The following is a 13,269-nucleotide window of genomic DNA, read 5'->3' as shown; positions in this document are numbered from 1 at the left end:
TAATGGGGATATTGCGATACTTTTAAAATTAGCGTGAGTGGGTGTGTGAGTGTGAGTAAACCCCAATAAAAAGAAGTTTTACACACACTCACACTCATAACTCACACTCGACACAAAGTGTCGCACTATCCTTCTATAGTCTCAATATTTAGAACCTAAGATAATAACAAGTTATGGATGCTTAGCAACGAAAAAGCTTTTACTCGTTACCCATCACTCGTCACTTGTCACTAAAAAGTTGGATGATTAAAGTGTTTTTATGTTATAATTGTTAATATATTAGAGAATAAGGAGTGAGTAGTAAAATGAGTCAAACTAAGATTTTAGATGGTCGCAAAGTAGCTAAAGAGTTAGAAGCCGAGATTGGTCAAGTAGTAGAGAACCTAACTAAGCAAGGTATCACTCCAGGACTAACGGTTATTTTGGTAGGTGATAATCCAGCTTCAGAGATTTATGTATCTTATAAAGAGAAGGCATGTAAGAGGGTTGGAATCAACTCTAATTTAATTAAATTACCTGCTGAAATCAGTGAAGAAGAGTTGTTAGCAGAAGTAGAGAGGTTAAATCAAGATGATAGTGTAGATGGTATCTTGGTACAATTACCATTACCAGAGCACATAGATGAGGAGAAGGTAATCAATACTATCAGAGCAGATAAGGATGTTGATGGTTTCCATCCAATCAATATAGGTAAGCTGATGATTAATGGTAGTGGACTTCATTCATGTACACCAAGGGGAATTATGGAGGTATTACATAGATATGAGATTGAAGTAGAGGGTAAGAATGCAGTAATAATTGGTAGGAGTAATATTGTAGGTAAACCAATGGCTCAGATGCTTTTACAGGAGAATGCAACGGTAACTATCTGCCATAGTAGAACCAAAGATTTAAAGGAGCATACGCTAAAGGCAGATATTTTGGTAGCAGCAGTGGGTAGAGCTGAAGTTGTAACTGCTGATATGGTCAAAGAGGGAGCAGTTGTGATAGATGTAGGAATTAATAGAACTGAAAATGGACTACTAGGAGATGTTGAATTTGAAGGTGTTCAAAAGAAGGCAGCTGCGATTACTCCAGTACCAGGTGGAGTAGGCCCGATGACTATTGCTACTTTACTTAAGAATACTTTAAAGGCATGTCAGGAAAGAAGGGGATAAGATGTTGAGAAATAATGGAGTAACAGATCGAATCTGGTCTGTTACCCAAGTAACAAATTATTTAAAGGAGTTACTAGAGACTGATCCCAACCTCAGTCCAGTTATGCTCAAAGGGGAGATTTCTAACTTTCATCACCACTCATCAGGGCATATGTACTTTACTATCAAGGATGAGAGGACTCAGCTTAGTGCAGTAATGTTTAAAGGTTATAATCAGAGTTTAGATTTTATCCCTGAGGATGGGATGTCTGTAATTGCCGAGGGGAAGATAAGTATCTATCCTGCTAGGGGTCAATATCAGATTTATGTCCATCGAATGCAGCCTGATGGTATCGGTAGCTTACATCTAGCTTATGAGCAATTAAAGGAACGCTTGGAAAAGGAAGGCTTATTTAGAGCAGGGTTAAAGCAGGCTATTCCTAAGATTCCAGCCAAAGTAGGTGTAGTCACCTCTCCAACTGGTGCTGCTATTAGAGATATTATCAGTGTGATTAAACGGCGATTCTCCAATGTGTCACTATTGATTGCACCAAGCCAAGTACAAGGTGTGGGAGCAGAAGAGACTCTGGTTAGAGGATTGGAGCTATTAAATCAGAGTGATGTTGATGTAATAATTATCGGGCGTGGAGGAGGGTCTATTGAGGATTTATGGGCATTTAATAAAGAAAAGCTAGCTAGGGCTATCTTCAATTCTAGAATTCCTATTATCTCAGCAGTTGGTCATGAGACCGATTTTACTATCGCTGATTTTGTAGCAGATTTGCGAGCACCGACACCTTCAGCAGCAGCTGAGTTGGTAGTCTCTAATCGAGAAGAGATAGTTAAATACTTAGTCAGATTATATAATAACTTAAATAATGCTATGGATAATCGAATAAACCGTTTGAGTGATAGATTACTTAGCTTAAAGGAACGGAGAGCTCTGCGTTTACCTGAAGAGCAGATTACAGAGTATATGCAACAAGTTGATGAGTTGAGTGTGAAACTTGAGAAAGAGATTTGTGACAACCTGACTAAGAAACAAGAAAGGTTAGCAAGAGTAGTGGGGCAACTTAACTCATTATCTCCATTGAATACCTTTGCCAGAGGATATAGTTTGGCACGAAAACTTGATAGCAAAGAAGAGATTAGTTCAGTAGCACAGGTAGCAGAAGGTGAGAAGATAGAAGTTATCTTTAAGGATGGAGTCTTGGATTGTGAAGTGGAAGTAATCAAGAGTGAAGATTAAGTAAGAATTGGACAATCTTTTAGGTTGTCTTTTTTTTATTATAGGATAGCAATCAAATTTTTACAGAATAGTCCCCTGCTCTTAGACATATAATCTTACTAGCATATTGTGGAGGGGAGCGTATGTTTCTTTTGATTGAATTAAATAGAGAGAAGATCTTGCTGTTGTCTATATTTCTCTTGATATTTTTAGGATTAGGGGTTTATTTAGGGGTTTTGTTTAGAGAAGATGCTGTAATGGTTATTGATGATGAGGTCAAGGATATCTTAAACCAAGATATACAGAATATATTTAATATTAGAGATAAAGCCTTGGTAGAAGGAGATAAAGATACTTTAAAATCATTATATAATATTGAGGGTAGGACAGGACGATGGGCTTATGAACATGCTTTAAGAAAGATGAACTATTTAGAAGAATGGGGAGCTAAACAAGGTGCACAATTCAAAGATATCAACTCTCAGGTGCTTTTAAGATATGCCAAGGAGAAGGGAGATGGCTATTCAGCTACATTACTGGTCTCTACAGAGTATAAATATGTCTATCAGGACTCACCACAAAGATATAATTCCTTTAGGATTGGAGCATACCATGCTTTTGATATGATTCCTAAAGATGAGAGGTGGGTGATTAGTAAGGAATGGTATTTGGATCCAATGGATGATTCTTTAGAGTTAGATGAAGCCAAGATTGAACAAGTAAAGCAGGTCATTCTTTCAGGAGAGCCTAAGGATTTATCAAATTTAAATAAAAGAAGGCTTAAAGCAGTGGAGTATGCTGACAAGTATTGTGGAACTGCTAGTTTGCCTAAATATGGTTTTAAATATAACCCTAAATATAGAAACTTCAATTCACAAGGGGGTAACTGTGCCAACTTTGCTTCACAGATATTATATGAGGGAGCAGGGTTTAGAAAGAATCGTGCCTGGAATTATGAGAGGGGAAGAGGTAGTAAGGCATGGCTAAATGCCCATGGTTTTAATCAGTATATGACCTATAGTGGTCGAGCATCCATGATTGCCCATGGTACTTATGATCAGGTTCTAAAGTCATCCTATAAGCTATTGCCAGGAGATTATGTCGCCTATGAAAAGAAGGGAAAGGTTGACCATATATCAGTGGTAACTGGATTAGATTCTAAGGGCTATGCTTTAGTCAATTGTCATAACTCTGATAGATATCGAGTTCCTTGGGATATAGGCTGGAATAAGAAAGGGGTTAAGTTTCGCTTGGTTCGTGTACATTATTGAAAAGAATAGAGTTGGACTTTAGATAGAAAAAGTGACATTTAGGAGGTAGGTGGGTAGGGGTTAGGAAAAACTATCTAACCACCTAACTACCAAATACCTAACTATAAGTTTCAGTGTGATTTGTAGGGAATGGTCGTGACCGTTCCCTACTGATTATATATAATTAGGTGTTTTTATGTATAATAAAGAATATTTAATCAATTTTCAAAGAATCACTTGCAACAGTGACAAACATATGTTATTATAATTCTGGCAAAATAGAATAACGTGTCGGATGAATGTTACAGGAGAAAAGCTTAAGCTTTGCCGACGGGGCAAGTCTATAGTGTCCGACTATAGATGAAACTCTCAGGTGAAATACTGTAACTGGACGACGCTCTGGAGAGACTCATAAAGAGCACCGAAGGAGTAACCTGATTAATTCAGGGTAATCTCTCAGGTAAAAGGACAGGGTAAAGGACAGATATAAAACTGGTGGGTAGGATATAGGTTTTAGGGGTTAGAAGTTTAGTAACTAACTACCCAAACACCTAATTAGCTAACTACCTTTATTTGTCTTTCTCCAGAGTCTAAGCCAGAGTGGTTTAGATTTTTTTTATTTGTAGGGAAATGTATTAAGAATAATAAGAGGAGGAAGAGATATGGGATCATTACAAGAGTTTTTTAGTGGTATGAGTAGTTTGGTCTGGGGACCACCAATGTTAATTTTATTGTTAGGAACAGGAATTTATTTAACTATTAAATTAAGAGGAGTTACTTTAACTAAAATTCCTCATGCAATTTCTTTAATCTTTACAAAGGATAAGGATACTAGTGAAGGTGATGTATCGGCTTTTGAGGCTTTGGCTACAGCTCTATCATCAACAATTGGAACTGGTAATATTGCAGGGGTAGCTACTGCTATTGCGGTAGGTGGACCAGGAGCTGCTTTTTGGATGTGGATGGCTGCTTTGGTAGGAATGGCTACTAAGTTTGCTGAAGGTGTATTGGCTGTTAAATATCGTGTTAAGAATAAAGCTGGAGAGATGGCTGGAGGTCCAATGTATTATATCCAAGAAGGATTAGGAGAGAAATGGAAGCCATTATCAATCTTCTTTGCAGCCTGTGGAGTAATGGTAGCATGGCTTGGAATTGGTGCTACAGTACAGGCAAATTCAATGGCTGATGCTTTAAATGCTAACTTTGGGATTAAACCTTTATATACAGGAATTGTCTTATCAATCTTGGTTGGAGCAGTAGTATTAGGTGGAATTAAAAGAATTGCCAAGGTGGCAAGTAAGATTGTTCCGTTGATGAGTGTAATCTATATTGGAGGAACCTTGTATATCATCCTTTCTCATATCGGTCAATTGCCTGCTGCTGTTGCTTTAATTATAGACTCTGCTTTTAATGGACAGGCAGCTATTGGTGGATTTGCTGGGGCAGGGGTTATGTTAGCTCTTAGAAAGGGAATCTCAAGGGGAATCTTCTCTAATGAGGCAGGATTAGGAAGTGCACCAATTGCTCATGCTGCTGCTAAGACAGATAATCCAGTAAGACAGGGATTAATTGCTATGTTGGGAACTTTAATTGATACTATTATTATCTGTAGTTTAACAACATTAACCATTATTATGACTGGTGTCTGGAATAATGGAATGACTGGGGCTGCTTTGACAACAGAAGCCTTTAATGTAGGTATGCCTGGACCAGGTGGGTTGGTAATAGCTATTGGGATTATCTTCTTTGCTTTCTCTACAACACTAGGCTGGTGTTATTATGGAGAGAAATGTATTGAATATTTATTAGGAACTAAAGCAGTTATACCTTATAAATTTATCTATATTCTCTGTATCTTAATGGGGGCTACTGTCAAGTTAGAGTTGATTTGGGCTATTTCCGATGTAGTAAATGGCTTGATGGCATTTCCTAACTTAGTGGCATTGCTAGGTTTATCAGGAGTAGTAATTAGTATGACTAAAGATTATTTTAATAATATTAATATAGAAAAGTCAGAAGAAGTAAAAACTATTGCTTAGTTAAATTCAAAGGTTGCCTTAAGTTTATAATGATAAATTTACTAGCCACAGGTTTCAACCTGTGGTGATGATGACATGTTACACTACGGGTTAAAACCCGTAGCTAAAACTTAAACTGTCGCTATATATCCATTAAGTTTCATTTTAAATTCACAGGCTTATAAACTAAATTATAGATTAAATTTATAAAATTAGTATTTTTAGGTATACTAAGATGTATTAGTTTGAGCAGAAGTATAAGTTTAAATCTAATCATATCCAGAGTAATTTAGCCATCCTTAAACTTAAACTTAAGCTTAGACTGAGCCTTAATATATGAAGGTGATAGAGTAGCAATCTAGAAGTAATTATACTGTAGTATTGTAAAGAAGGAGATGAATTTTGATGGGTAATAAATCGGAATTGACTTTTGAAGAAGCACTAAACCAATTAGAAGAAGCTGTTGACAATTTAGAAAAAGGAGAGTTAACCCTAGCTAATTCTTTAGAAGAGTTTGAATTGGGTGTTAAGTTAACTAAGTTTTGTTCTGATAAATTAGAGCAGGCCCAAGAGAAGATAGAGATTATAAAAGAAGAGAATGGTAAGGTTATAATAGAAGACTATAATTATCAAGGTGAAGGAGTAGAATAATGGATATTAAAGGATTTATCAAAGAAAAGAGCCAACTAATTAACCAAGCTTTAGAAGATTATTTACCTAATCAAGAGATGCATCCTGCTAAATTGCATGAGTCAATGAGTTATAGTGTTTTAGCAGGTGGAAAGAGATTAAGACCAATTTTATTATTAGAAGCTAGTAAGTTAATAGGTGCTAAGCAAGAGGATGTCTTAGCTGCTGCTTGTGCTTTAGAGATGATACATAGCTATTCTTTGATCCATGATGATTTGCCTTGTATGGATGATGATGATTTTAGAAGAGGAAAGCCTACAAATCATAAGATTTTTGGTGAAGCAATAGCAGTATTGGCTGGGGACTCTTTATTGACTTATGCCTTTGAGCTTATGACTGAAGTCAAGAATATTTCGCCAGATAAGGTCTTATTGGCTATCAAAGAATTGGCTAGAGCCTCTGGAAATAGAGGAATGGTAGGTGGACAAGTTGCCGATATTATGGCAGAAGGTCAGAAAATAGATGGTCAAGAATTAGAATATATACATACACATAAGACAGGGGCTTTATTGAAGGCTTCTGTTAGAATCGGTGCTATTTTGGCTGGAGCCAGTGATGAACAGTTAGTAGCTTTAACTAATTATGCTAAAGAGATTGGTTTAGGGTTCCAAATTGTTGATGATATCTTAGATATTGAAGGTGATGCCAACAAGTTAGGTAAGGATATAGGCAGTGATTTAGATCGGGATAAAGCTACCTTTCCTGCTATCTATGGTTTAGAAGAGTCAAAAAAGATGGCTACTGCTACTTGTAAAAGGGCTAAAAAGGCGTTGGATATCTTTGGTGAAGATGCTGAGTTATTATTAAAATTAGCAGATTATATTATAGAACGAGACTATTAAAACAGTTGATAGTTGAGAGTGTATAGTTTATAGTTTTAAAGATTTTATTAACTATCAACTATCAATTATCAACTATACACTAATTAAAAGAGGGTGATTTTTATTATGGATGATCTGATATCAAAGGTCAATTCACCGCAGGATTTGAAGAGTTTATCTATTGAGAATTTATATACATTGGCTCAGCAAATTAGAGATGAGATTATTATTAACTTATCACAAACTGGAGGCCATTTAGCCTCTTCTTTGGGAGTAGTAGAGCTAACTATTGCTCTTCATGCTATCTTAGATAGCCCCAAGGATAAAATTGTTTGGGATGTAGGTCATCAGGCTTATGCTCATAAGATATTAACAGGAAGAAGAGCAGACTTTCAGAGTCTAAGAAAGCTAGATGGGATAAGTGGATTCCCCAAGCGTGCTGAAAGTGTTCATGATCAGGTAGATGTGGGTCATAGTAGTACTTCGATTTCATCGGCTTTAGGAATTGCCTGTGCCCGTGATATCAAAGGTGATGATGATACCGTGGTAGCTGTAATTGGAGATGGGGCATTGACAGCTGGAATGGCTTTTGAGGCGTTAAATCATGCTGGTCATTTGCAAAAAGATATGATAGTTATCTTAAATGATAATGAAATGTCTATCTCTGAAAATGTAGGGGCTGTCTCCAACTATCTAGATAAATTAAGAACTAACCCTAAGATTCATCGTGCTAAAAGAGATTTGGGTCATCTGATTAATTCTATCCCAGCCTTTGGGGATCAGTTATTAAAGACAGCAAATAAAGTTAAGAATAGTTTAAAGTATCTACTTGTATCAGGTATTTTATTTGAAGAGTTTGGTTTTACTTATTTAGGCCCTATTGACGGACATAATATTAGAGTTTTACAAGAGCATATTAAAGATGCTCAAAAGATTGGTGGTCCTGTTTTAATTCATGCTATTACCACTAAAGGAAAGGGATATACTCCTGCTGAAGAAGAACCAGCTAAATTTCATGGAGTAGGCCCTTTTAATATTAGAACAGGAGAAAAAAAGGATAAGAAGAAGAAAAGCACATATACTAATGTTTTTAGTCAGACTTTAATCTCTTTGGCTAAAGATGATAGTGATATTGTAGCGATTACAGCAGCTATGCCTTCAGGAACTGGATTGAATAAATTTGCTCAAGAGTTTCCCAAGCGTTTTTATGATGTAGGTATAGCTGAGCAACATGCAATAACTTTGGGAGCTGGTTTAGCGCTAAATGGTGTTAAACCCTTTGTTACTTTATACTCTACTTTCTTGCAACGGGGTTATGATCAGGTAATGCATGATGTCTGTATTCAGAATTTACCTGTTAAGTTAGCAATTGATCGTGCTGGAATTGTTGGAAGGGATGGGGAGACTCATCAAGGTGTCTTTGACTATGCTTTCTTACGCCATCTGCCTAATATGACAGTAATGGCGCCTAAAGATGAGAATGAATTAAGGGCTATGATTAAATTGGCTGCTAACTATAATAAACCGATTGCTCTTAGATATCCACGGGGAGAAGTTATTGGTGTAGAAAAGGTAGATGTAGATGATTTAGAAGTAGGAAAAGCAGAGGTCTTACGGGAAGGTAAGGATGGGGCTATCTTAGCTATAGGCTCTATGGTCTATCCTACCTTAGAAGTTGCTAATGATTTAGCTACAGTAGGGATAGATTTGACTGTGGTTAACAGTCGCTTTGTTAAGCCTTTAGATCAAGAGCTAATTTTAGGTCTAGCTAATCAATTCAAGAGGATTTTTACTATAGAAGAGCATGTTCTACAGGGAGGCTTTGGTAGTGCTGTAGCTGAACTATTGGCTGATAATGATAGTAGTGTGAAATTAACACGCATAGGGCTACCTGATAAGTTTATAGAACATGGATCTAGTGGAGAACTTTTAGCTAGATATGGCTTAGATATAGAAGGACTTAAACGGCGGATTAAAGAGGTAATGCAGGAGGGGTAATATGAGCAAAAAAGAGCGATTAGATATAATATTAACTGAACGAGGCTTCTTCAAAAGTCGTTCCAAAGCTAAACGGTCGATTATGGCTGGCTTAGTCTTTGTTGATGAGCAGAAGATTGATAAGGCAGGTACTAAGATAGATTTAGAAGCAGAGATTAGAGTAAAAGGTGACTTGCACCCTTATGTAAGTCGAGGGGGATTGAAGTTAGAGAAAGCCCTTGAAATTTTCAATATCGATTTAAGTGATAAGCTAATAATCGATATAGGTGCTTCTACAGGAGGGTTTACCGATTGTGCTTTGCAAAATGGTGCAAGAAAGGTATATGCAATAGATGTAGGTTATAACCAACTAGCTTGGAAGTTACGCAGTGATGAGCGAGTGGTCTGTATGGAGAAGACCAATGCTCGTTATTTAACTTTAGAAGATATAGGAGAAGCAGGTGACTTTGGAATGACTGATGTCTCCTTTATCTCTCTAACCAAAATATTACCTGCATTAAAAGGGTTATTAAAGGATTCTGGAGAAATTGTAGCTTTGATTAAACCACAATTTGAGGCAGGACCAGAGAAGGTGGGTAATAATGGTGTTGTTAAGGATCCAGCTATCCATAAAGAGGTGATTTATAAGATCTTTAATTTTGCTAAAGAGATTGGCTTGATTCCCATTGGTCTTAATTATTCACCAATTACTGGAGGAAAGAGCCATAATATCGAATACTTATCTTATTTCACTTTAGATCAAGATTCTTCAGAGCTTGCTAACTTAGATCAGAAGATAGAAGAAATAATTGAGGTTGCTCATCAAGATTTATAATTTTAATTAATATAGATTATATAAAGGGAAGTATCTTTAATCCATATTTCTGAGGTGAATAGAAGTGAGTATTAGCGGTGGAATTAAAAGAATTGCTTTAATTGCTAACACAAATAAGGAAAAAGCTGTAAATGTAATGGAGCAGGTCTGTAATTATTTAGATACTAAAGGGAAAGATTATCTTTTAGAGGAAGCTAGTGCAGGCTTATTGAAACGAAAAGTTAACAGTAAAATTTATGAGAGATTAATTGATTTTGTTGATGTAGTTATTGTTTTTGGTGGTGATGGAACGTTTTTAAAGGCTGCGCGTACCTTTGCTAACAGTGATGTTCCGATTTTAGGAATTAATTTGGGGCAGTTGGGATTTTTGACTGATATAGAGGTAGAGATGTTAGAAGATGGTTTAGATAAATTATTAGCTGGAAAATATCAGATAGAGGAGAGAATGATTCTAGAAGGAACGGTTATTCGAGCAAATCAAAAGGTTAATCGAGTGATTGCTATTAATGATTTAGTCCTAACTAAAGGGCCCTTCTCTCGAATTATTAAATTAGAGACTTTTATTGATGGCGAGTATATTACAACCTATCCTGGTGATGGGTTGATTATAGCTTGTCCAACAGGGTCTACAGCCTATTCTTTATCTGCTGGAGGACCTATTGTCAACCCCAAGATGAAATCTTTAATTATTACTCCAATCTGTCCTCATACCTTAAATTCTCGTTCCATAGTTACTACTGAGGATGAAGAGATAGTAGTCAAAGTAGATGCTGACCATAATGAAGTGATGTTAACAGTAGATGGTCAAGATAGCTTTCCCATACTATCTGAGGATATTATTAAGATTAATAAATCTAATTTAGTAGCTAAGATGATAAAATTAGAAGGATATAATTTTTATAAGATCCTAAGGAATCGTTTACATAATAATAGGTTTTAAAGGGGGAGTCTGTGTGAAAAGTAAGCGCCATCTTAAGATTATGAGCCTAGTTCAGGATGAGGATATTCATACCCAAGATGAATTGGCTTCTAGGCTAGAAGAAGAAGGAATTGAAGTAACCCAAGCAACGGTATCTCGTGATATCAAACAATTAGGTTTGATTAAGATACCCTTAGATAATGGAGGTTATAAATATTCATTACCTCATAAGCAAAAAGACAATATTAATATAAATAGTAGAATGAAGAGAATGTTTGAGGATTCAGTAATTAATATAGATTATAGTGAAAATTTGGTTGTGATTAATACTTTACCAGGAACAGCTCAAGCAGTAGCTTCGTTAATAGATAATACAGAATGGAAGAATGTGTTAGGTACAATTGCTGGTGATGATACTATTTTATTGATTATAAAGCCTAAAAATGCTGTTATAAATGTGATTGAAAGGCTAAAGAGTCTAACGGTCTAAATGATAGAGGAGGTAAAGTCAGTGCTATCTGAGTTACTTATAAATAATTTTGCATTGATTAAAGATGTTAAATTAGAATTGACTCCAGGATTAAATATATTAACTGGGGAAACTGGTGCTGGTAAATCAATTATCATTAAAGCTCTGGATATGCTATTAGGTAGTAGAGCATCGACAGATTTTATTAGATTTGGTGAAGAGAAGGCAGTTATTGAAGGATGCTTTGATATCAAGGGAAATCTTCTTGCCAAAGGTGTATTAAAGGAACTGGGAATAGATTTATCAGATGATGATGCTTTGATTTTGACCCGTGAAATCTCAGTAAGTGGCAATAATAAATCTAGAATAAATGGGAGAGTTGTTACCTTAGAGATGGTTAAAGAGCTAACTCAATATTTAATAGATATTCATGGGCAACATGAACATCAGTCATTACTAAATCCTGAAGACCATTTAAGATTTTTAGATGAGTTTGGTGAGAGAGAATTGATATCACTTAAAGAAAGTTTAAAAGAGTTATATAGCAAATGGCAAGAGAAGAAGAATAGATTAAATAAGATAAACTATAACGAAAAAGAGAGAGAGAGAAGGATTGATTTATTAGAGTTTCAAATCAATGAGATTGAACAAGCAGATTTGAAGTTAGGAGAAGATGAAGAGTTATTAGAAGAGAAAAAGAGATTGAGTAATGCTGAAGAGTTGAGCATTACTGTTAGCAAAGCATATAATTCTCTATATCAAAGTGATTTTGAACAGACTGCTATTATTGATCAGATTAAGCAGTTCTCTAAAGAAATTGATAGTCTAGTAAAGATAGATAATAGCTTAGAGGAGATTGCTGAAAGTTTAAGAAATGTCAATTATGAGTTAGAGGATATCTCTTTTAGATTAAGAGATTATAATGATCAAATAGAGTTTAATCCTCAACGCTTAGATATGATAGAGGATAGATTGAAGTTAATTAATGATTTAAAACGTAAGTATGGAGATTCTGTCGAAGAGATTTTAGATTATTATCAGGAGGTAGATCAAAAGTTAGCTGAGCTTAAAAATAGTGAGGTAGAGAAGGATGAGTTATTAACTGATATCAGTAAATTGGAAAAAGAATATTTAGTGAAAGCTGAAGAATTATCTACTCAACGCAAGAAAATTGCTATCAAGCTAGAGGAGAGTATTGCTAGAGAGCTAATGGATTTATCAATGCTACAGACTAGATTCAAGATAGATTTTCACAAAAAAGAGAACTTTACTCAAGATGGTATCGATAAGGTAGAGTTTTTAATCTCTCCAAATCCTGGCTCTGATTTACTTCCATTAATTAAAATTGCATCAGGAGGAGAGTTATCAAGAATTATGTTAGCTCTAAAGACGATAACGGCAGATATTGATCAAATATCTACACTAATTTTTGATGAGATAGATACTGGAATTGGTGGTAGAGTGGGTAAGCTCGTTGCTGATAAGTTGGCTGTTTTATCAGCCAAACATCAATTAATCTGTATCACCCATCTTCCTCAAATTGCTTGTATGGCTGATAACCATTACTTCATTATGAAGAAGGTAGTTAATGGTGAGACCGAGACAGTAATCCATCCATTAAATAATAATGGTAGAGTCAGAGAATTAGCTAGAATGCTAGATGGCACTCTAACTGAGACGACTTTAGAACATGCCAAAGAATTACTTAAATCAGCTATAGAAAAGAAAGAGAAAACTAAATATAATTAAACTTTTTAGAGCATCTTTATTAATTAAAGGTGCTTTTTTATTTTTAAATTTAAAATTGTCATTATATAATGATATTGAGACACTTTTTATAATGATAAATTTACTAGCCACAGGTTTCAACCTGTGGTGATGATGACATGTTACACTACGGGTTAAAACCCGTAGCTAAAACTTAAA

The 13,269-nt window shown here is 35.5% G+C and carries 11 protein-coding genes and 2 riboswitches; all 11 genes read left to right on the top strand.

Features of this window, described 5'->3' with window-relative positions; genetic code table 11:
• Window positions 1-305: 305 nt before the first annotated feature.
• The 11 genes from folD (at window position 306) to recN (ending at window position 13,092) form a co-directional block, all read left to right on the top strand.
• Window positions 306-1,157, top strand: coding sequence for a bifunctional methylenetetrahydrofolate dehydrogenase/methenyltetrahydrofolate cyclohydrolase FolD (gene folD / locus ACTCDL_RS12730; protein WP_463177260.1), 852 nt, complete (start codon window positions 306-308; stop codon window positions 1,155-1,157).
• Between the two features lies 1 nt (window position 1,158).
• Window positions 1,159-2,385 carry an exodeoxyribonuclease VII large subunit gene (gene xseA / locus ACTCDL_RS12725; protein ID WP_463177257.1) on the top strand — a complete coding sequence of 409 codons (1,227 nt, stop codon included), beginning with the start codon at window positions 1,159-1,161 and terminating at the stop codon, window positions 2,383-2,385.
• A gap of 122 nt (window positions 2,386-2,507) precedes the next feature.
• Window positions 2,508-3,635: an amidase domain-containing protein gene (locus ACTCDL_RS12720; RefSeq protein ID WP_463177254.1), complete on the top strand. Its 1,128-nt coding sequence runs from the start codon at window positions 2,508-2,510 to the stop codon at window positions 3,633-3,635.
• Between the two features lie 274 nt (window positions 3,636-3,909).
• Window positions 3,910-4,008, top strand: a riboswitch (glycine riboswitch).
• A gap of 3 nt (window positions 4,009-4,011) precedes the next feature.
• A riboswitch (glycine riboswitch) is annotated at window positions 4,012-4,088 on the top strand.
• A gap of 188 nt (window positions 4,089-4,276) precedes the next feature.
• Window positions 4,277-5,653 (top strand): alanine/glycine:cation symporter family protein, encoded by a 1,377-nt coding sequence (locus tag ACTCDL_RS12715; RefSeq protein WP_463177250.1) that lies wholly within the window; start codon window positions 4,277-4,279, stop codon window positions 5,651-5,653.
• Between the two features lie 384 nt (window positions 5,654-6,037).
• Entirely contained in the window at window positions 6,038-6,283 is a 246-nt protein-coding gene (xseB, locus tag ACTCDL_RS12710; protein ID WP_463177243.1) for an exodeoxyribonuclease VII small subunit, read from the top strand.
• Window positions 6,283-7,164, top strand: coding sequence for a polyprenyl synthetase family protein (locus ACTCDL_RS12705; protein WP_463177240.1), 882 nt, complete (start codon window positions 6,283-6,285; stop codon window positions 7,162-7,164). Before xseB ends, ACTCDL_RS12705 begins: the two co-directional genes overlap by 1 nt.
• Window positions 7,165-7,269: 105 nt before the next feature.
• Window positions 7,270-9,141 carry a 1-deoxy-D-xylulose-5-phosphate synthase gene (gene dxs / locus ACTCDL_RS12700; protein WP_463177237.1) on the top strand — a complete coding sequence of 624 codons (1,872 nt, stop codon included), beginning with the start codon at window positions 7,270-7,272 and terminating at the stop codon, window positions 9,139-9,141.
• A 1-nt stretch (window position 9,142) separates the two neighbouring features.
• Complete coding sequence (locus tag ACTCDL_RS12695) at window positions 9,143-9,955, top strand: TlyA family RNA methyltransferase (protein WP_463177234.1); 813 nt, start codon at window positions 9,143-9,145, stop codon at window positions 9,953-9,955.
• Between the two features lie 64 nt (window positions 9,956-10,019).
• Entirely contained in the window at window positions 10,020-10,895 is an 876-nt protein-coding gene (locus ACTCDL_RS12690) for an NAD(+)/NADH kinase (RefSeq protein ID WP_463177231.1), read from the top strand.
• Window positions 10,896-10,908: 13 nt separating this feature from the next.
• The gene (gene argR / locus ACTCDL_RS12685) at window positions 10,909-11,364 is read left to right on the top strand and encodes an arginine repressor (protein WP_463177228.1); all 456 of its coding nucleotides are present in this window, start codon (window positions 10,909-10,911) and stop codon (window positions 11,362-11,364) included.
• 21 nt (window positions 11,365-11,385) lie between these two features.
• The gene (gene recN, locus ACTCDL_RS12680; protein ID WP_463177225.1) at window positions 11,386-13,092 is read left to right on the top strand and encodes a DNA repair protein RecN; all 1,707 of its coding nucleotides are present in this window, start codon (window positions 11,386-11,388) and stop codon (window positions 13,090-13,092) included.
• Window positions 13,093-13,269: the final 177 nt, after the last annotated feature.

The sequence above is a fragment of the Orenia sp. genome (assembly GCF_055140805.1).
Note: the sequence above shows the minus strand (reverse complement) of the source record. Positions and strands in the feature narration are given on the sequence as shown.

Coding starts and splice junctions, on each gene's coding strand:
- ACTCDL_RS12720 (WP_463177254.1), top strand. CDS start 2,508: ATGTTTCTTTTGATTGAATTAAATAGAGAGAAGATCTTGCTGTTGTCT.
- xseA (WP_463177257.1), top strand. CDS start 1,159: ATGTTGAGAAATAATGGAGTAACAGATCGAATCTGGTCTGTTACCCAA.
- ACTCDL_RS12695 (WP_463177234.1), top strand. CDS start 9,143: ATGAGCAAAAAAGAGCGATTAGATATAATATTAACTGAACGAGGCTTC.
- ACTCDL_RS12705 (WP_463177240.1), top strand. CDS start 6,283: ATGGATATTAAAGGATTTATCAAAGAAAAGAGCCAACTAATTAACCAA.
- dxs (WP_463177237.1), top strand. CDS start 7,270: ATGGATGATCTGATATCAAAGGTCAATTCACCGCAGGATTTGAAGAGT.
- folD (WP_463177260.1), top strand. CDS start 306: ATGAGTCAAACTAAGATTTTAGATGGTCGCAAAGTAGCTAAAGAGTTA.
- xseB (WP_463177243.1), top strand. CDS start 6,038: ATGGGTAATAAATCGGAATTGACTTTTGAAGAAGCACTAAACCAATTA.
- ACTCDL_RS12715 (WP_463177250.1), top strand. CDS start 4,277: ATGGGATCATTACAAGAGTTTTTTAGTGGTATGAGTAGTTTGGTCTGG.